At 59.5% G+C, this 20099-nt stretch carries 17 protein-coding genes; 8 read left to right on the forward strand and 9 right to left on the reverse strand.

Annotation, left to right across the window (positions count from 1 at the left end):
* Positions 1-2 precede the first annotated feature (2 nt).
* Both RSF91_RS07555 and RSF91_RS07560 read left to right on the forward strand, forming a co-directional pair.
* Positions 3-1226 (forward strand): thiolase family protein, encoded by a 1224-nt coding sequence (locus RSF91_RS07555; RefSeq protein ID WP_332567840.1) that lies wholly within the window; start codon positions 3-5, stop codon positions 1224-1226.
* A 26-nt stretch (positions 1227-1252) separates the two neighbouring features.
* A complete protein-coding gene (locus tag RSF91_RS07560) occupies positions 1253-1957 on the forward strand; it encodes a nitroreductase (RefSeq protein ID WP_332567841.1) in 705 nt (234 codons plus the stop codon).
* 262 nt (positions 1958-2219) lie between these two features.
* Here the strand turns inward: RSF91_RS07560 and RSF91_RS07565 are convergent, their stop codons facing one another.
* The 4 genes from RSF91_RS07565 to RSF91_RS07580 form a co-directional block, all read right to left on the reverse strand.
* A complete protein-coding gene (locus RSF91_RS07565) occupies positions 2220-3020 on the reverse strand; it encodes a MetQ/NlpA family ABC transporter substrate-binding protein (RefSeq protein WP_332567842.1) in 801 nt (266 codons plus the stop codon).
* Positions 3021-3200: 180 nt separating this feature from the next.
* Positions 3201-3509: a single-stranded DNA-binding protein gene (locus RSF91_RS07570; RefSeq protein ID WP_169107019.1), complete on the reverse strand. Its 309-nt coding sequence runs from the start codon at positions 3507-3509 to the stop codon at positions 3201-3203.
* A gap of 155 nt (positions 3510-3664) precedes the next feature.
* On the reverse strand, positions 3665-4330 hold the full coding sequence (locus RSF91_RS07575) for a methionine ABC transporter permease (protein WP_332567843.1): 666 nt from the start codon (positions 4328-4330) through the stop codon (positions 3665-3667).
* Between the two features lie 5 nt (positions 4331-4335).
* The gene (locus RSF91_RS07580) at positions 4336-5382 is read right to left on the reverse strand and encodes a methionine ABC transporter ATP-binding protein (protein WP_332567844.1); all 1047 of its coding nucleotides are present in this window, start codon (positions 5380-5382) and stop codon (positions 4336-4338) included.
* Between the two features lie 281 nt (positions 5383-5663).
* Here RSF91_RS07580 and RSF91_RS07585 point away from each other — a divergent pair, with 281 nt between their 5' ends.
* From RSF91_RS07585 to RSF91_RS07595, 3 genes are all read left to right on the forward strand, one after another.
* Entirely contained in the window at positions 5664-6098 is a 435-nt protein-coding gene (locus tag RSF91_RS07585) for a hypothetical protein (RefSeq protein WP_442878820.1), read from the forward strand.
* 393 nt (positions 6099-6491) lie between these two features.
* On the forward strand, positions 6492-7877 hold the full coding sequence (locus tag RSF91_RS07590; protein WP_332567845.1) for a DUF1329 domain-containing protein: 1386 nt from the start codon (positions 6492-6494) through the stop codon (positions 7875-7877).
* A gap of 110 nt (positions 7878-7987) precedes the next feature.
* Positions 7988-9385, forward strand: a complete 1398-nt coding sequence (locus tag RSF91_RS07595; RefSeq protein WP_332567846.1) for a DUF1254 domain-containing protein — start codon at positions 7988-7990, stop codon at positions 9383-9385.
* A 3-nt stretch (positions 9386-9388) separates the two neighbouring features.
* On the opposite strand, the gene RSF91_RS07600 is transcribed toward RSF91_RS07595, so the two are convergent.
* On the reverse strand, positions 9389-10294 hold the full coding sequence (locus RSF91_RS07600; RefSeq protein ID WP_332567847.1) for an MBL fold metallo-hydrolase: 906 nt from the start codon (positions 10292-10294) through the stop codon (positions 9389-9391).
* A gap of 90 nt (positions 10295-10384) precedes the next feature.
* Between RSF91_RS07600 and RSF91_RS07605 the strand changes: the two genes are divergently transcribed.
* The 3 genes from RSF91_RS07605 to RSF91_RS07615 are packed head-to-tail and all read left to right on the forward strand — an operon-like array spanning position 10385 to position 11617.
* A complete protein-coding gene (locus RSF91_RS07605; RefSeq protein ID WP_332567848.1) occupies positions 10385-10729 on the forward strand; it encodes an ArsR/SmtB family transcription factor in 345 nt (114 codons plus the stop codon).
* Complete coding sequence (locus RSF91_RS07610; protein WP_332567849.1) at positions 10726-11169, forward strand: YeeE/YedE family protein; 444 nt, start codon at positions 10726-10728, stop codon at positions 11167-11169. Before RSF91_RS07605 ends, RSF91_RS07610 begins: the two co-directional genes overlap by 4 nt.
* Positions 11170-11185: 16 nt before the next feature.
* Positions 11186-11617 (forward strand): YeeE/YedE family protein, encoded by a 432-nt coding sequence (locus RSF91_RS07615; RefSeq protein ID WP_332567850.1) that lies wholly within the window; start codon positions 11186-11188, stop codon positions 11615-11617.
* A gap of 107 nt (positions 11618-11724) precedes the next feature.
* Here the strand turns inward: RSF91_RS07615 and RSF91_RS07620 are convergent, their stop codons facing one another.
* The 4 genes from RSF91_RS07620 to RSF91_RS07635 all read right to left on the reverse strand — a co-directional run bounded on the left by RSF91_RS07620 (position 11725) and on the right by RSF91_RS07635 (position 20081).
* Positions 11725-14097 (reverse strand): DNA polymerase II, encoded by a 2373-nt coding sequence (locus tag RSF91_RS07620; RefSeq protein WP_332567851.1) that lies wholly within the window; start codon positions 14095-14097, stop codon positions 11725-11727.
* A gap of 179 nt (positions 14098-14276) precedes the next feature.
* Positions 14277-15692, reverse strand: coding sequence for an efflux transporter outer membrane subunit (locus RSF91_RS07625; RefSeq protein WP_332567852.1), 1416 nt, complete (start codon positions 15690-15692; stop codon positions 14277-14279).
* Entirely contained in the window at positions 15689-18835 is a 3147-nt protein-coding gene (locus RSF91_RS07630; protein ID WP_332567853.1) for an efflux RND transporter permease subunit, read from the reverse strand. The genes RSF91_RS07625 and RSF91_RS07630 overlap by 4 nt, the downstream gene beginning before the upstream one ends.
* A 64-nt stretch (positions 18836-18899) precedes the next feature.
* Positions 18900-20081, reverse strand: coding sequence for an efflux RND transporter periplasmic adaptor subunit (locus RSF91_RS07635; RefSeq protein WP_332567854.1), 1182 nt, complete (start codon positions 20079-20081; stop codon positions 18900-18902).
* Between the last annotated feature and the right edge of the window lie 18 nt (positions 20082-20099).

The raw sequence follows: 20099 nt of genomic DNA on the forward strand, positions 1-20099 counted from the left end.
CCATGCACCGCCACACCCCCATCATTGCCTGGACACGCAGCCCGGTCGCCCCCGTGGGCGGCTCGCTCAGCCACTTGCAGGCGCATGAACTGGCAGCGCCCTTGTTGCAGTCGCTGCTGGCACAAAGCGGTCTGCCAGCAATAGCGGTAGATGCGGTGGTGCTAGGCAACGCACTGGGCGCAGGCGGCAACCCCGCACGCATGCTGGCACTGGCCGCAGGTCTGCCCGACAATTGCGCCGCGCACAGCATCGATACGCAATGCTGCTCAGGACTGGATGCCATCGCCATGGCCGTGGGCCTGCTGCAATCCGGTCAAGCTGAAGTGGTGATTGCTGGCGGCGCCGAAGCGTGGAGCCGCTCACCCATACGCCAGACCCGCCCCATGCGCAGCGATGAGCAGCCGCAAAGCTATGAGCGCCCCCCTTTTGCCCCGGACCCGGCGCGTGACCCGGACATGCTGCAGTCCGCCGCCGACTACGCACTACGGCATGGCTACACCCGCAGCGCGCAAGAGCAATACGCGCTGCGCAGCCATGCCCAAGCCGTGGCAGCGCAAGAGCGCCTGAGCGCAGAAATAACGACCGTGGCAGGCATAGCTCACGACGTCTATCCACGCACGATCAAAGCCGAGCGTGCAGCGCGCATGCCGGTGGAGGCCCATGCAAACGACGCCAACGCCAGCCAAGCCACTATCAATGCCCACGCCCTCAGTGCCCTGACCATCTCTGCCAAGGCAGATGGTGCGGCGCTGATTTTGCTGGCCACGCCTGAGGCTTGCGTGCGCTGGAATTTGCAGCCCCACGCCCAGTGGCTGGCCAGCGCCTCTATTGGCGCAGCACCCGAAACCCCACTGCTGGCAGCCATTGCCGCAGCCCGCATGGCATTGATGCGTGGCGCAAAATTGCTATCAAAACCAGAGCTGTGTGCGCAAGAACTGTCTGCGCTGGAGCTGCATGACGCCTTTGCCGTGCAAGGGCTGGCCTTTTGCGATGCGCTGGGCCTTGCACCGGAATCCATCAACCTGCAAGGCGGTGGACTCGCCCGCGGCCACCCCATTGGCGCATCGGGTGCGATTGCGCTGGTACGCTGCCTGGCACAGCTTCAAGCAAACGCTCAGACTGATGCACAGCGTCAGATGCTGGGCATGGCCGCCATTGCCGGCGCGGGCGGCATTGGTGCAGCTACGCTGGTGCAGTGGCTGGGCAAAGATCGCTCCGTTTTTTGATTCTTTATTTTGATAGCTGTAACCGCATGTCCAGCCTAGGCAACACCGAGATTTCATCTGCAAGCGCGCAAGCACTGGCACTCATGCAGCAGCGCCGCTCTACCCGAGCCTTTCTGCCGGATGCCGTGCCAGATGCGCTGCTTGAGCAACTGCTGCTGACCGCACGCCAGGCCCCCAGCGGTGGCAACCTGCAGCCCGGCCAGTTGATTGCTGTACGCGGTGCACTGCGCGAGCAATTGAGCAACGCCCTGCTGCAAGACGTTGCAAACCAGGTGCTTGAATGCGAGGACTACGCCTACTTTCCCCGCCCCATGCCCATGCAGCTTCGCAAGCGTCAGGTTGCCTCAGCCCAGGCCCTGTATGGCGCTTTAGGTGTGGCCCGCGATGACCGCACCGGGCGCGAGGCGCAATTTGCGCGCAACTACCAATTCTTCGATGCACCCGTGGCGCTGGTCGTCACTATCGACTCTCACTACGGCCCCGGCGGCTATATGGACCTGGGCATGACGCTCTACGGCCTGCAGCTAGCCGCCGCAGCCATGGGCCTGGGCAGCTGCGCCATTGGCGCCCTCGCCTCCTACCCCGCCACTGTGCGCCGCGTGCTGGGCCTGGCCGAGAACAAGCACATCGTCTGCGGTCTGGCCATCGGCTGGGCCGATGAAGCCGCTCCCGTCAACCAGACCCAGACCACACGTGCGCCGCTTGCCGAGTGGTTTCAGGTGATGGAGTAGCAGCAAAAACAATAGCTGCCAGCGCCTGCTACTCAACGGCTCTGTAGAGAAACCACACCAACGACCAAGAGCTGCAAGCGCAGGCAGCTATCAACTACGGAGTAATTCAAAGAACATAAAAAAAAGCGCTGCAGGTGCAGCGCTTAGACAAATACTCGCCAACCAGGCACACCCCACGGCAGAGGCACCAAGCAAGAGCCGCCTCGCGGCGAAGGTGCCGTCCCCCTTGGGGGAAGCCGCAGAGCGGCTCAGGGGGTAATCATCAGAACGCCGGGAAGACGGAGCCCTTGAACTCCTTCTCAATAAACTGGCGCACTTCTTCCGAGTGGTAGGACTTGATCAACTGAGCCACCCAGGGCTGGTTCTTATCCGCATCGCGCACCACCATGATGTTCACATAGGGGTTCTTGGCCGACTCCAGCGCAATCGCATCCTTCTTGGGGTTCAGGCCCGCAGAGATGGCGAAGTTGGTGTTGACGGTAGAAGCCTCCAGATCATCGAGCGAGCGCGGCAGCTGGGCGGCATCCAGTTCAATGAATTTGAGCTTCTTGGGGTTGGAGACGACATCCAGCGGCGTGGACTTCAGGCCCGCGCCCTCTTTGAGCTTGATAAGGCCGTGCGACTGCAGCAGCAACAATGCGCGGCCACCATTGGTGGGGTCATTAGGGATGCCGAACTTGGCGCCCGTGGGCAGTTCGGCCAGCGTCTTGATTTTCTTGGAATAGATGCCGATGGGAAAATTCACCGTATCAGCCACCCAGCTGATCTTGTAGCCACGGTCTTTGAGCTGCGCGTCCAGATACGGACGGTGCTGGTAGCTGTTGGCATCAAGGTCGCCAGCAGACAGCGCCGCATTGGGCTGAACATAATCGCCGAACTCAATAATTTTGAGGTTCAAGCCGTTCTTGACGGCCGCCTTCTTGACCACTTCCATGATCTGGGCGTGGGGGCCGGCTGTCACGCCGATCTTGATGGTCTTGTCCTGTGCCTGTGCGGCAAAACCCAGCGTGGCGGTCGCAGCGACAGCCAGTGTTGTGCGCAAAAGCGAGCGCTTGTTCAGCATGAAATTTCCTTGTGCCAAAAATTCGGATAGCCCTGAATGTAGCGCCTGTTTCGACCATCAAAAGCCAGTGCTTTAGACAGATTGCTCACTTGCAAACTACACATTGGCAGTTTGCAGCTTTGACACCCACAAAAAAGCCCGCTCCAGAACGGTAGCGGGCTTTTTTTGACGCCTATGCGATCAGAGATCCGACAGCGTAGGCGCTGCCAAAACTTGCTGAGCCACCACGTCGAGCACGGCGTGGGATTCTTCCTGGCGGTCAATCCAGACCTTGGGCGTCAAGGTGCCGCGCAATGCAATCGCATCACCCTCAGCCAAGCTGCGCAGCACGGCGCAGGGGGCATTGTCAAAAGCGACGATATTCACAGGAATCGAAGAACCATCACCCGCGTTGGCTCGCATGCGGGCCACCATATAGGGGCGGCGGTTGCGGTCTACGCGACTCTCAGGAACGCCGGTCAATCGGCCGGTAATCAAACCATCCATCATTTGCTGTTATCTATCCAAAAAAAATCATGGCCACCCTTGTTTGAGAGCGGCCCTATCAAAAAAAGTTTGAAGCTTCATTCTAGGGGCTGAGTCAGCATGCTGGATCAGCCCCCTTTCCAAAATTTCCTAATATTTCCGTAATGCAGCTGTATGGCTCAGCGATGGCTGAGACGGCGCACCGCCCAGTCGCCCAGACTCTGAATGACCTGCACAAAGAAAATCAGGATGATGACAACGACCAGCATCACATCAGGCAAGAAGCGCTGGTAGCCATAGCGAATGCCCAGGTCACCCAGGCCGCCGCCGCCAATGGCACCGGCCATGGCCGAGTAGCCGGTCAGGCTCACAAAGCTGATGGTCAGGCCAGCGACGATGCCAGGCAGCGCCTCGGGCAGCAGTACTTTCCAGACGATCTGGCTGGTGCTCGCGCCCATGGACTGGGCCGCTTCGATCAGTCCGCTATCGACTTCACGCAAAGCGGTTTCAACCAGACGGGCCACAAAGGGTGCTGCGGCAATCGTCAGCGGCACAACGGCCGCCCAGGTACCGATGGAAGAACCGGTGATAAAGCGCGTCAGCGGGATGATGGCGACCAGCAAGATGATGAAAGGCGTGGAGCGCAGCGCGTTCACAATCCAGCCAACAATTTTATTGGCAGGGCTGTTTTGCAGAATGCCGCCATGGTCCGTCAGGCGCAAAAACACGCCCAGAGGAATACCGATCGCCCCGCCGATCAGGCCAGAGATGCCGACCATGATCAGCGTCTCCCAAAAGGAGTCCAGCAGCAGCTGGAGCATCATTTCCGAAAAGTTCTCAAACATTGCTCTTAGTCCTTGCTGGGCACAATCTGCACCTGCACGCCGCTGGCACGCAGATGGGTCACGGCGGCATCAATCTTGGCGCCCTCGCCGCTGGCGTACACCGCCAGCGAGCCAAAGGTCTGCTCCTGAATTTCGTCAATCTGGCCGTGCAGGATCGACAGATCCAGACCCAGCTCACGAATCAAGTGCGACAAAATGGGCTGATAAGCGCTCTCGCCCGCATAGGACAGACGCAGCAGCTGGCCTTGCTGACCGGGCTGCAGCTGGGCGGCCAGATCGGCCACGCGCTTCATCACGGACTCCGGCAGTTGCTGGGGCACGATTTCGTCAATCAGGCTCTTGGTAATGGCCTGCTGAGGCCTTGTGAACACATCGATGACCGAGCCCAGCTCGGCAATCTCGCCCCCATCAATCACGGCCACGCGGTCCGCAATCTGCTTGATGACCAGCATCTGGTGCGTAATCAGCACCACGGTCACGCCCAGCTCGCGGTTGACCTTGCGCAGCAAGTCCAGAATCGAACGCGTGGTTTCAGGGTCCAGCGCCGAAGTGGCTTCATCGCTCAGCAGCACCTTGGGGTTGCTGGCCAGCGCACGGGCAATGCCTACGCGCTGCTTTTGGCCGCCGGAGATTTGGGCAGGATAGCGATCAGACAGGTGATCAAGGCCCACCAGCTCCAGCAGCGGCGTGACGCGCTGGTAAATCTCTTCTTTGGAAACTCCGGCCAGCTCAAGCGGCAACGCCACGTTGTCATACACGGTGCGTGATGACAGCAGGTTGAAGTGCTGGAACACCATGCCAATGTCGCGGCGCGCGGCGCGCAGCTCGGCATTGGAAAGTTGCATCAAGTCACGGCCATGCACCATGACTTGGCCCTCGGTGGGGCGGTTGAGCAAGTTCAGGCAGCGCACCAGCGAGCTTTTGCCCGCACCGGAGCGGCCAATAATGCCGAACACTTCGCCCGAGGCGATTTCCAGGTTGATGCCACGCAAGGCGTGCACCGGGCCCTTAGGGCCTTGGTATGTCAGGGATAAATCCCGAATTTCTATCATGAAAAATATCGCGTATCGCGCATGAATAATGCGGTAGCCGCTATAAAAAAGTGATTGATCCCATCCCACCTGCAGCGCCTGTCTATGCAAGCGCCGCAAGCTTTCATTCTGGTAGATGCAGGCTGATCAAAGCTTGCCTACTTTTAGTAGTAACCCTCAATGATGCCTGAGTCTAGGCAAACCTGAAGCCAACCGGGGCAAGTGTATTCACGTACTCACCGGGCGATGGGTACGCATTGATGCACCAAAGCCTGATGGCAAACCGGGCTTCAGCCCTTAGCATGGGTGTATCACCCCGCCCTGCTCAAACGACCGCCATGCAACCCAGCTTCCCTGTTCGCGTTGAATGCCCGCCCGGCGCCTGCACCTGCCAACGCGAGCTGCTGCTGAGCCAGCCGGGAGCCGATCAGCGCATTCTGATGCTGACCCGCGAAGAAGAAAAAAAGCTGCTTGAGCGTCTGGAGCGCATCAGCAGCCTGAGTGATCTGGAGCAGATGCTGCTGCGCATAGAGCAGCAGTTAGGCGTCGCCATTGTGGTCGCACCCGGCAGCAACGAGGTGCGCACCATGCGCGGCATTCACATTGCGATGCCCGACATGCCGGGCCTGTGCCGCAAAACCCGCCAGAGCATTCCAGCCGCCATCCGCAAAGGCCTTGAGCGCCAGCCCGAAATTGCCTGGGCCTTGCTGGATGCACATGATTTGTTTGGCATGTGATGGGGCTCTGTTTTCAGTGCTTTGGTTGCATGGGGAACACCCAGATAGTCCATTCAACCTAAGCAACGCCACTGGGTGTTTCTGTCTGCGCAAAAACATTCATTTCCGGCCCTGATTCCCGGAATTTTTTCGGCTCTATGCCGACCTTCTCGCTACACACTTTCCCTTGGTTTTCACGCTAAAAAACCCAGCATTGATCTACCTCCTGCCTCAAAGGCGACTACCTAGGCCATCTGTAGTAGTCCCGTCACGCGATGGTTGCTCGCAAATGTCGCCTGAACAATGTGTCTGTCGATTGGGGTCCCGAAACTAATCGCATTGGACTAGACACCTGCCCATTGAAGGGCAGATCGACTTCGCAGGCATTCACAGACATATCGAGAAGGACGCGTCATGGAGACAACAGTGAGCTACCGTGCATTGATCGCCTTTGCAGCTGCCGCCGTAATGGCCGGTACTGCGGCAGCCAAAGGAACCCCTGAAGAGATTGAAAAGCTGGGCAAGTCTCTGACCTGCGTGGGCGCAGAAAAGGCCGGCACCGCCAGCGGTGTGCCCGAGTACACCGGCAAATGGCTAGGCACGCCCCCAGGCGTTCAGTACACGCCCCATGTCGGCCAGCACCCCGTAGACCCCTACGCCAATGAAAAGCCGCTGTTCTCCATCACGGCAGAGAACATGGCCAAGTACGCGGCTAATCTGACCGATGGACAGAAGGGCATGCTCACCCGCTACCCCAAGACTTTCAGCATTCCCGTCTACCCGGGACACCGCGACTTCCGCTATGCCGACTTTGTCTGCGCCTCGGTCAAGTCCAATGCTCAGAATGCCGTCATGAGCGCCGACGGCATGGGTGCAGACAATGCGGTCAAGGGCGGCATTCCCTTCCCCTTCCCCAAGAGCGGAATCGAGCTGGCTTTCAACAACCTGTTCCCCTTCCGTTCGTTCACTGAACATACGCTGCGCGACAACGCCTATGTGATGCAGGATGGATCGGCCGTCTTTGGCCGCGCCGACAACCGCAGCATGAGCTTGCTGAATTCGCCCGACCAGGCTGGCAAGCCACTGGAAGGCACGATGGCCCAGGGCATGAATGCTGTGAAGCTGCCAGAGCGTGAAAAAGGCGGCGTCAGCGTGAGCATGGAGCCTGTCAATTTCGGCAAGGACAAGCGCCTGGGCTGGAGCTACGACCCCGGCACCCGCCGCGTGCGCCAGATTCCTGAATACGGCTTTGACCAGCCCATGGGGGGGGGCGTTGGCGCCAAGATGACGATCGACTCCGACCGTCTGTTCAATGGCTCGCCAGAGCGCTACAGCTGGAAGAATCTGGGCAAGAAGGAAATTTTCATTCCAGCCAATGCCTACAAGATTCACGCCAACACCGTCAAATACGCAGACCTGCTCAAGCCCGGCCATGCCACACCCGAGTTCATGCGCTATGAACTGCGTCGCGTCTGGGTGCTGGAAGCCACGCTCAAGCAAGGCTACCGCCACCTGTACGGCAAGCGCGTCATGTTCCTTGATGAAGACACAGGTCAGGCGGTGATGGGCGACTATTACGACGCCCGCGGCACCCTGTGGCAACACGCCCTGATCAACTACTACTACGCCTTTGATGCAAATGCCTGGCACGCCGGCACCAGCTTCTATCACGACCTGGTCGGTGGAGGCTATGTGGCCTACAACATGTTCCAGGAACGCCCCAAGGGTCCTATCCTGAACAAGGGTGACATGACCCCGGCCATGTTTACGCCAGAAGCCACGCGCAACGCGGGTACCTGAGCACCGAACTCGCGCTGAGTTCGCGGGGAGCGCAGCAATTGCGCTCCCTCCCAAGCCCACCGGGCACGCTGACAAGCCCGGTGGCACCTCTCCCTCAAAAACACATCCCCATGCCAAAGATAAACCTGCCCGGGCTGCGCGCCCTGGCCGCCGCTGCATTGTGTCTTTGCCTTGGCAGCGCCCATGCACAGGATGCTGCGCCAGCCGAAGGCCCCGCACTGGACAGCCTGATTCGCGAGGCCATGCTCTACGCCTACCCTTATCAGGAATTCATGAAAATGCGTCATGAAGCCCTGGAGGTCAAAGACTCAGCCACGGCCACCACGCTCAATCATTTCCGCCACTCGCGCCATCTGGCCACACCCAAGGACCACTGGGCCAATGGCCCGATACGCGACACCTTCTACTCCACCAACTGGCTGGACCTGGAGCACTCGCCTCTTGTTCTGTCTCTGCCCGAGACCCATGGCCGGTACTACGTCATCGCCATGATTGGTGCAGACCTCAATACCTTCTCCTATGTGGGCCGGCGCATTGGCGGCACCTCGGCGCGCAAGGTCGCACTGGTGGGCCCGCACTGGAAGGGCGAAATCCCCAAAGTGGATCAGATCATTCGGGCACCCACACGTGATGTGTATCTGAACCTGCGCGTTCTCGTCACCGGTGAAGACGACCTCAAGGCCGCCCATGCGGTTCAAGACGGCTTCCTCATCAAGCCTTTGATGAAGACCGCTGAAGACAGCCCACTCATCAAGCCTCAGGCCCAGAACTGGAGCCGTTTTGTCGATGTGGCCAATGAAGCACTGGTTCGCAACCCGCCGCCCGGCACAGAGCAAAAGCTGCTGCAACGCTTTGCCAGCGTGGGCATTTGCGGTGCGAACTGCAGCTGGGACAAGCTACCAGCCACCGTGCAGCAGCGCTGGCTGGCCCTGGCCCCCGAGATCGAGAAAAACGAACTCAAAAACCGCCTGAACGCCGACCGCAAGACCGCAGACCCCAATCGCCGCAACGGCTGGACGCCCTACCGCCTGCCAGATGGCTTTGGCAGCAACTACACGATGCGAGCCCAGTCAGCCGCCATGTCCGGCGGAATTCTGGGGCTGGAGGCCGCAGAAGCCACCTACTTTGCTGCCAGTGTGGATGGCAGCAACCAGCCGCTGGGCAAGGGCCAGAGCTACCGCCTGCACTTGCCGCAAGGCCGCCTGCCCGCAGATGCTTTCTGGTCCATCTCGCTCTATGAGTTTGTGACGGGCGGCCAGTACATGGTGGACAACCCCATCAACCGTTACTCCATCGGCGACCGCACCAAGGACATGAAACGCAATGCCGACGGCAGTCTGGACATCTGGCTGCAGCCCACCGACCCGGGCCCGGAAAAACGCGCCAACTGGCTGCCCACGCCAGAAAAAAATCTGTTCTACCTGATGGCACGTGCCTACCAGCCCTGGCCTGAAGTTCTGGATCCTTCGTGGGTTCTTGAACCAGTCGAGCTGATCAAGCCGGAATAAGCATTACTGCCAGACACCATCTGGCACAGGCACATTCTTCACAAACGCATTGATGGGCAGTTGCACGCAGGTGCGCCCATCATCCTGCGCTGGTGGCAGCTTGCCAGCGCGCACGTTGACCTGAACGGCAGGTAGCAGCAGCGTGGGCATATCCAGCGTGGCGTCACGTGCTGTGCGCATCTGCACAAAATCAGCTTCGCTCACGCCATCGCGCACATGAATATTGCCCTCGCGCTGCGCCTGCACCGTGGTCTGCCATGCGGGCGAGCGACCTGCGGGCGGGTAGTCGTGGCAGACAAAAATGCGCGTCTGCCCGGGCAGCGCAAGAATGCGCTGCATAGACTGGTAAAGCGTGGCCGCATCGCCGCCGGGAAAGTCGGCGCGCGCCGTGCCGACATCGGGCATGAACAGGGTATCGCCCACAAACACGGCATCTTCCACCAAGTAAGCCATATCCGCCGGTGTATGACCGGGCACATGCATGGCCAGCAACTCCAGCTGGCCCAGCATCAGGCGCTCGTCATCTTCAACCAGATGATCAAACTGGCTACCGTCGGGCAGAAAGCTGGATTCAAAGTGGAAGATCTTGCTAAATACTTGCTGCACGCCTCGAATATGCGCGCCAATCGCGACCTTGCCACCCAGATGGTGACGAATATGCTGGGCCGCTGAGAGGTGATCCGCATGGGCATGGGTTTCCAGAATCCACTGCAGTTGCCAGCCCTGGCCGCGCACATAGGCGATCAGTTGGTCGGCGGAGCGGCTGCTCAAAGTGCCGGACTTGGGGTCAAAGTCCAGCACCGGGTCGATCACTGCCGCTTGGCCGCTGACCGTATCGGCAAGCACATAGCTCACAGTGCCCGTAGCGGCATCAAAAAACGGCTCGATATGCATCGCACTGGCTGACATGGCAACTCCTGAAATATGGGTGTATGGATCAACACCTCAAACAATTTACTTTTTTATATAATATATAAAAATATTCTCAAAGGCGAGATCATGTCCGCACAAGCATTAGACGAACCGCAAGCTGCACTCGACCTTCAAGCCATGCGTGCCCACGCTGGCGAAGCCGTAGCCATGCTCAAGCTTCTGGGCAACGAAGACCGGCTGCTACTGCTGTGCCAGCTCTCACAACAAGAGCGCACAGTGGGCGAGCTGGAGCAACTGACCGGCGTATCGCAACCCACCCTGTCCCAGCAACTGGGCGTTTTGCGCCGCGAAGGCCTGGTCATCACGCGCCGCGAAGGCAAGTTCATCTGGTATCAGCTGGGCGACAAGCGCGCCCTGCAACTCATGCAGGCTGTGCATCAGCTGTTCTGCCAACAAGGAGAAGCCGCATGAGTATCTTGTGGAATGAGTTCACCCCCTGGACATCGCTCGCTGGCGGCTTGCTGATTGGCCTGTCTGCCGCCCTGCTGATTGCACTGCTGGGCCGTGTCGCAGGCATCAGCGGCATTACCGGCGCCTTGCTGCAAATGCCTACCTGGTCAGCCGTCAAACAATGGGGCTGGCGCTTAGCCTTCATTGCGGGCATGGTCGCCGCGCCCTTGGTGTGGCAGCTGTTCGCGCCGCTGCCTGCGATGGAGATGCCATCTAACCCCGTCGTCATCATCGTCGCCGGTCTGCTTGTGGGCTTTGGCACGCGCATGGGCTCGGGCTGCACCAGCGGCCACGGTGTATGTGGTCTCTCGCGCCTTTCCATGCGTTCACTTGCCGCCACCCTCACCTTTATCGCCACTGGCGCCATCACCGTTTTTGTGATGCGCCACGTCTTCGGTTAAGCCCGCAGGAGTCACCATGATTACCAATATCGCTGCCCTGCTCTCCGGTCTTATTTTTGGTCTGGGCCTGATTCTTTCAGGCATGGGCAACCCCGCAAAGGTGCAAAATTTTCTGGACTTCTTCGGCCAATGGGATCCATCGCTCGCCCTCGTCATGGGCGGCGCCATTGCGGTGGGCCTGATCGCTTTTAGCTGGGCCAAGCGCCGCAAGACCGCTTTGCTGGGCGATGCAATGCAACTGCCCACCAGCACCGTTATTGACCGCCAGCTGCTCACCGGCTCGGCGTTGTTTGGGGTTGGCTGGGGTCTGGCTGGTTTCTGCCCCGGCCCTGCGCTCATGAACCTGTCCACTCTCACCCCACAGGTCTGGCTGTTTGTCGCAGCCATGCTGGCAGGTATGTGGGCTCAGCATCAATGGGCTGCCAGAACAGCCGCGAAACAGGTCTAAAACTGAGGGTGTGCAGGTGGCCTGCGTTTCTCAACGAAGCTGCCGACCACCGTGGTCAGACGCCTTTCTTCAAATTCGCTGAAAGCCATAGTGTTCCGGTCTTGTGTCTAAAACAGTTCCTGCTGGGAAGAGGTCAACATGGTGAAGCTCTCTCCCAAAGGAAGCAAGATGGAATCTGCAATAGGTTGAATCTGTTTGCTCAGGTAGTGCTCGTAGTCGATCCGTGAACGCCGTATTTCCAGCGGCTCGGGGCCATTTTTTGTCATGACGTACTGGATCCAGCCCCCGCTCTGATATTGCGTCGGGCGGCCTATGCTGATGTTGTACTCGTCGGCAATCCGGGCGGCTCGCACCTGAGGAGGAACATTGGCCACATAAGCATCAAGCCGATGCCTCAGACGTTTACGGTAGATGAGCAGATCGTCTTTCTTGCCTGCCAGTGTGGATTGGGCGTATTCGAAGACGAACTCCCGATAGGGTGTGCCTTGAAAAACCCGCGAGAGCAAGCCTTCCTGAAACTGCCGCGCCAGCGGCGTCCAGTCGCTGCGAGCCATCTCCAAGCCCCGGTAGACCATGGCCTCTTTGCCCACCGCATCCACACTCAGTCCGGCATAACGCTTTTTGCTGCCAATGTCCGAGCCCCGTATGGTGGGCATGAAGAATTTCTTGTAATGGGTGTCAAACTCGATCTCTAGAAAGCTTTCCAGGCCTTGCTCCTGGCGCAAGGTCTGCGTCCACCAAGCGTTGATGTCTTGGGCAAGCTCAGCAGAAACTGCATGCGCTTCTTCATTGGAATGAGTGCGCTTGAGCCAGATAAAGATGGAATCCGTGTCGCCGTAGATCACCTCGTAGCCACGCTTCTCTACCAAATCCCGCGTCACTTTCACCATCTCATGTCCACGCAAGGTGATGGCTGAAATCAGATCAGGATTAAAGAAACGGCACTCCGACGCACCCAAGACGCCGGCGAACGAGTTCATCACCAGCTTGAGCGCCTGCGACAGCGGTTCGTTTTGGGTACGTTTGGCTTCATCACGGGCACGCCAGAGTGTGCTCACGATCTCCGGCAGGCAATGCTTCTCACGAGAAAACAGCGTGCCTCGTGGGCCTTTGATAAACCGGTCTGGCTCATCCGCATGTTGTCCTTCTGCCAACCCCACAGGATCCACCAGAAAGGTACGAATGATCGAGGGATAAAGGCTCTTGTAATCCAGCACCACGACTGAGTCGTAAAACCCGGGCTTGGAGTCCATCACATAGCCGCCTGGCGATGACTTGCCCTGTACATCTCCCACGTTCGGTGCCACATAGCCCATGCGATGCATGCGTGGCAGATAGTGGTGACTGAAGGCCGCGATGGAGCCTCCGAAATGATCGAGTTGCAGACCCGTGGCGTGGGCACGCTCCATTGCAAACTGCAACAGCTTGGCTTTCTCAAAAATACGCAGCACCAACTCGCAATCGCGGATGTTGTAGGAGGCCAGAGCGGGCTTGTCTTCCTGATAACGCCGCTCAATCTCCGCCATCTTGTCGTATTCGCTGCCAATCTCCTTGCCTTCGCCAAGCAACTTTTGCGCCACGTTCTCAAGACTGAATGATGGAAAGCTCCAGACCGCAGCTCTGAGAGCTTCAATGCCATCGATCACCGCTCGGCCAGGCATGGGCGCGAACAGATAGCCTTGCTTGCCAGGGTGCGCTCGCCATGCAATGGGCTTGCGCTCTCGCCCCAGCAAAAGTGGCGTTGCGCAATCATCAGCCGTTTTTTGCAGCACACGCAGGTCAAACTGAATGACATTCCATCCAATGATCACATCAGGATCATTGTGCTCAAACCATGTATTGAGCTGCTCGATCATGGCCTTGCGCGTGGCGCAATAGATCAACTCAAAGTCAGGTGATTGCACGGACTCAGCAGGTGGTTCGCCCAACATGAACACCACGCGCTCGGCCATGCCATCAAGCGCAATGGAGTAAAGATCCTGGTGCTGGCTGGTCTCGATATCCAGTGACACGACCTTTAGCGTGGGTCTGAAATCGGGTGCTGGCAGCAGCTTGCAGTCAACCAGTGCTGAGCTCTCGAACCGCCCACCTTCTAGCATCACACCAGCGGTGATAAAACGCTCCATCAAATAGCGCTCGTGTGGCCTGACATCCGCTTCCAGCAGCGATATGCCCTGCGGCTGCAACGTACGTGCCAACCGGCTCAACTGGCGAAAGTGCTTGGCATAGACGCCCAGCACTGGCTGCTGCTGAAAACTCTTGAGCGCCAACTCGCGCAACTCAATTTCAGCTCCTTTTGGAAGCTGTGCCAGCACCGCTGCTTTGTGCCGCTGCTCGACAAAAGCCACAGAGGTTTGCGCAGCCAGAAGCACCTTCAGCGGGCCAGAATCTGTCACCAGCCAATACTCAATCTCGGAGCCTGCTGCCGTGTCCCGCCAATTGCGGGTCAGGATAAAGCCTTGACGGTTGTTAGACGGCACGAGAGATAGGGTCGCAGAAGGTTGATCGGATTGACCCTCAGGCTATAGCAGTTCGCGTGGGCAATCGATCAAGCAACCCACTTTTATTGAAATCGCTACTGGAACACTCCGCGCACATGCGCAAGTACCTGTCTGCGTGACTTTTGCAGAGCACCCATAGCGAGAGGTGTTCCAGATGCTCAGTAATACAAGCCAGAATGGCCTTGCCAGCCACCTCCAAGAGCCTTAAACAAGGCTACCAGGGCCATTTGCCGTTGCGCGCTGACCTCGATCAGCGCCATCTGCTGGGTAAAGTCGGTGCGCTGCGCGTCCAAATAGCGCAAATGGCTGTCCACTCCGGTGCGATAGCGCAATTCGGCCAATTTACGCGTGTTCGTGCTGGTCTGGACCAAGCGTTGGCGAGCGCTCTCTTCCCGTCTCAAAGTCTCGACAGCGGCCAGTGCGTCACTGACTTCGCGAAACGCCGTCTGGATGCTGCGCTCATACGTCGCCACCGCCATGTCTTTGCGCAGCTGCGCGATTTCCAGATTGGCCTGATTGCGTCCGCCATCAAAAATAGGCAGGCTGATCTGTGGCATGAAGGACCATGCGCGTTGAGCACCGTCAAAGAGGCCGGACAGCTCTGCGCTGCCAGACCCATAGGAGCCGGTCAGCGAGATGCGTGGAAAAAACGCAGCCCGTGCCGCGCCGATGCTCGCATTGCGTGACCGGAGCTGGTACTCGGCCGCGCGGATGTCCGGGCGCTGAACGAGTAGATCGGAAGGCATACCTGCAGCGATCTCCTGGACCAAGGGCGTAGAACTCAGCTCCGATTCGGCCTGCACCAGGCCGTCACCGACTAGCCAGCTCAAGGCGTTGCTAGCCTGACGCAGCTCGCGCTCGAAGCGCTCGACATCGGCACGGGCAAGCTCTACCAAGCCTTGAGCTTCTTGCTCGTCCAGGCGGCTGGCTGTACCCACCTTGTGGCGCTCGCTCACGAGTTGCCACTCCTTTTCACGCGCCTGTACTGTGCGCAGTGCCAAGGCCTTGCGCCGCCTTGCACTGTCTTGTGAGAGCGAGGCCTGAATCACTTCTGCAATCAGGCTGATCTGCACGCTGCGCGTGGCCTCCTGCGTGGCAAGGTATTCCATTTGCGCGGCCTCGGACAATGACTGCACGCGACCGAACAGATCCAGCTCGAACGCCATCAGCCCCGCATTGACCTGATAGTTGCTCTGAACGGTGGAGCCACCCGTGCCGCTCAAGTCGGCTGGCTGGCGCTGACGACTGCCGCTGGCTTGTGCACTCACTGCGGGCAACTGGTCCGCACGCTGCACGCGGTAGGCCGCGCGCGCGGCCTGCACATTGAGCAATGCCTGCCGCAAGTCGCGATTGTTCGCCAGCGCTTTGTCGATACGCGCGCCCAGGCGTTCGTCGGTCACGAACTCCTCCCATTGCAATGCCGTGGCCGTTGCTGCTCCAGGCGAAGCTGTCGCACTCCATGTGGCAGGGATAGGTGCGGCGGGCCTTTCGAAGGTGGGCGCAAACGAGCAACCTGTTAGCGCGATGACCATGAGCGAAAGCGCCGCTCTTCGCATTGGGACATGCGCGCTCATACAGATTCTCCTTCGGAGGTGTTGTTTTTCACTTCGGATTTGGGGTTGCGCTTGCGCCATAGCGACAGCACAAACACAAAGAAGATGGGGACAAACAACACGCCCAGCAGCGTGGCGCTGATCATGCCGCCGATTACCCCGACGCCGATGGCGGCCTGGCTGGATGCGCCTGCACCTGTGGCCAGCGCCAGCGGCACCACACCCAGAATGAAGGCCAACGAGGTCATCACAATTGGGCGAAAGCGCAAACGTGCCGCCTGCAGTGCAGAGTCCACCAGCGAGTGGCCGCGCTCATGCAGGTCCTTGGCGAACTCCACAATCAAAATGGCATTCTTTGCGGCAAGGCCGATGATGGTGATCAAGCCTACCTTGAAGTACACGTCGTTGGACAGGCCGACGGCCGAAGTCGCCAGCACCGAGCCCAGCGCACCGATGGGCACGATCAGCATGACTGCGGCGGGAATGCTCCAGCTTTCGTACAAAGCCACGAGCAGCAGGAACACCACCACAATGGCCAGTGCAAAGAGCTTGGGCGCCTGCGCGCCTGCAGCCTTTTCCTGGTAGGACAGTGCGGTCCATTCATAGCCTATGCCGGCTGGCATCTCGCCCATGATGCGTTCGAGCTCGGCCATGGCTTCACCTGTGGTGTGACCAGGCTTGGCATCCCCCGCAATGCGGAAGGCCGGGTAGCCGTTGTAGCGCGAAATCTGCACCGGCCCCATCTCCCAGTTCACTGTAGCAAAAGAGGCAAACGGCACCTGCTGCCTTTGAGAGTTGGGCACGTACAGGCGCAGCAGGTCTTCAGGTGTCATGCGCGATTTCGTATCGGCCTGCACCACCACGCGCTGCAGACGCCCCGCATTCGGAAACTCGTTGATCACCGCCGACCCGTAAGCCGTGGAAAGCGCCGCGCTGATGGTCGCAAAGCTTACGCCCTGAGCCTGGGCCTTGCGACGGTCTATATCCATGCGCAACTGCGGTGCGTCTTCGAGGTTTTCCATCATGGCGTAGGCAATCACCGGCGAAGCGTTGGCTTTCGCCAGCAACTCGTCACGTGCGGCAATCAGTGCCTCGCGGCCCAGACTGGCGCGGTCTTGCAACCGCAGCGAAAAGCCACCGGAATTACCGAGGCCATCAATGGCCGGAGGCTCCACAGCCATGGCCGAGCCATCCGACAGACTGCCAAAACGCTGGTTGAAAGCCTGAACTTCGTCTGAAGCCGCCTGTCCGGCACCGCGCAGCGACCAGTCTTTGAGGGTGACAAATGCCATCGCCGCGTTCTGTCCCATGCCGGAGAAGCTGTAGCCCATGAGGAACTCTGTCTGCGCCGTGGCAGGACGACTTTGCACAAATGCCTCCATGTCACGCACCACGGCGGTGGTACGGGTCTCGGTCGCACCGGGCGGCAGCTGCACGCTGACGATGTAGTAACCCATGTCTTCGGTCGGCACGAAGGACTCCGGCATGCGTGTATAGGCAAAGCCCAGCCCGCCCACAATGGCAACATAGATCAGCATGTAGCGGCCCGCGCGCTTGACCAGCCGCTGATTGAGCAGTGAAAAACGCTCGGTCAGCTTTTCAAAGTAGCGATTGAACCAGCCGAAAAATCCTTTCTTCTCTTCATGGTGCCCCTGGGGGATGGGCTTGAGCAGCGTGGCACACAGCGCCGGTGTGAAGGTCAGCGCCAGCAAGCCCGAGAACAAGATGGACACCGCCAGCGACAGCGAGAACTGCCGGTAGATCACGCCCACCGAGCCGCCCATGAAGGCCAGCGGCAGGAACACCGCCACCAGCACCAGGGTGATGCCGACAATGGCACCTGAGACCTGCTGCATGGCCTTCACGGTGGCCGCCAGTGGCGACAGTCCTTCCTCGGCCATGATGCGCTCGACGTTTTCCACCACGACGATGGCGTCGTCCACCAGAATGCCGATGGCCAGCACCATGCCGAACATGGTCATCATGTTGACCGAGAAGCCCAGCGCATACATCACCGCCAGCGTGCCCGCCAGACACACGGGCACCACGATGGTGGGGATCAGCGTATAGCGCAGGTTCTGCAAGAACAGCCACATCACCAAAAACACCAGCACCACGGCTTCGATCAGTGTCGTGATCACCTTGCTGATGGCCACCTCGACGAAGCGGGAGGTGTCATAGGGCACGGTGTGTTGAATGTCGCTGGGGAAATTTTTCGACAGCTCGTCCAGTCGCGCCTTGACGGCCTTGGCGGTCTTCAGGGCATTGGCACCGGGTGCAAGCTGTACAGCAGCAGCCACACCTTTGTGGCCATCCTCGCGAGAGGCAAAGCTGTAGTCCAGCTGGCCCACCTCGAGACGAGCCACATCCGCTAGATACACCACCGAGCCATCGGCCTTGGCGTTCAGCACGATCTGGCCGAACTCCTCGGGCGAGCTCAACGTGCCCTTGACCGCGATGGTCGCGCTCAGTTCCTGATCTGAAGAACCCGGCTGGCTGCCGAAGCTGCCTGCTGGCACCTGCGCATTCTGCGCGGCAATGGCGGCGTTCACATCGGCCACTGACAAGCCGTAGCCCAGCAATTTCTGAGGGTCTATCCATACCCGCATGGCCACATCGGCGCCAAAGAACTGCACCTTGCCAACACCGGGCACTCGGCGAATCTCGTTGTTGATATTGCGCACCGCGTAGTCCGACAGTCGGACTTCGTTCTTGCCGCTATCGTCGCCCTTGTAGGTCAGCGAATAGATCAGCAGAAAGCTGGCGCTGGCTTGCTCGACCTGCAGGCCCATCTGCATCACGGACGAGGGCAAGCGCGCCTCGGCTTTCTTGATGCGGTTCTGCACTTCCACCTGAGCCAGTGCGGGATCGGTGCCCGGCGCGAACGTGGCCGTGATCTCAGCCAGCCCCGTGGAGCCGCTGGACGAATCGAAATAAAGCAGGCCCTTGGTGCCATTGAGCTCTTCCTCGATGACGCTGGTGACCGACTCCATGACCGTGGTGGCCGATGCCCCCGGATAGGTTGCCGAGATGGAAATTTGCGGCGGTGCGACGTTCGGAAACTGCGCCACAGGCAGCATCGGAATGGCCAGCAATCCGCCGAGCAGGATGAAGATCGCCACGACCCAGGCAAGCTTGGGGCGATCAATGAAGAACCGGGACATTGTCTATCCTTGTACAGGGCGGGTATTTTGTTCAGTCAGCATTCGGCATGCAGGCGTTTTTTGCTCAATTTTTTGTAGCATCAACGGTGTCTTTTGCGGCGTCTGCCACTTTGTTTGTCTCAGCTCTCACTTGCACCTTGGCCCCGGGCACAGCGGCGGACAGACCGCCAACCAGAACACGGGCGTTCGCCTTCAAACCATTGGTGATATGCCATTCAGCGCCATACATGGCCGCCGTGGTGACGGGCTGGGAGTGCACCGTGTCCTGCTCATCGAGGACCAGCACATGTGCCACTCCATCGCTGCCGCGCTGCACCGCACGCTGGGGAACAAGGATGGCGCTCGGCTCCTCTCCCTGACTCACAGTCACACGCACAAACATTCCGGGCAGCAGCAAACCGTCCTTGTTGGGAAACTCGCCGCGCAGCGAAAGCTGGCCGGTTCCGCGATCCACGGTCACATCGGAGAAAAGCATCCGCCCCTGGCGCGCTTCATCCATGCCGTCCGCCACCAGCGTGAGAGGCGTGCTCTGCTTTGCAGCATCACCATTCAGCTGCTGAGCGCGCAAACGTGTGGCCAGCGCTGCGGGCTGGCGGAAATCGGCATAAATCGGATCCAGTTGCTGGATCACCGCCATTGGTGTGGCCTCGCCTTGACCGACCAAGGCACCCTCCGTCACCAGTGCTCGGCCAATGCGGCCCGAGATGGGCGCTTTCACCGTGGCGTAGTCCAGATTCAGGCGTGCCGTTTCCACATCGGCCTGAGCCGATTGACGCAAGGCCTTGGCGCTATTCAACGTGGCCTTGGCGGTATCGAAATCCTGACGGCTCACCGCATCCTGCGCGACCAGCGGCTCATAGCGGCGCACCACGGACTGAGCATCCAGCAACGCCGCGTCGGTCCGTGCCAGCTCACCCTGCGCACGCGCCAGTGCCGCACGCAGCGGGGCCGGGTCGATGTTGAACAGCACATCGCCGGCCTTCACGTCAGCCCCTTCCTTGAAGTGACGGCTCAGCACAATGCCGGGCACTCTGGCGCGCACTTCCGCCACGCGCACAGGCTCGATACGCCCAGGGAGTTCATCTGTAAGCGTTAGCGGCCGGGTCTTGATGGTCACGACATCCACCACAGGCAGCTCTTGCGATGGCCCTTCCGCGTCCTTTTGAATGCATCCCGCCAACATCATTGCGGCTGCCACCGCGGCGAGGGCTGGCCATCTGAGCATTTCCCGGCTTCTTGTCTTCATGGCTTTTGCGCCTTGTCA

Origin of the sequence: Comamonas sp. (assembly GCF_036643215.1) — a bacterium.
Lineage (GTDB): Bacteria > Pseudomonadota > Gammaproteobacteria > Burkholderiales > Burkholderiaceae_C > Comamonas.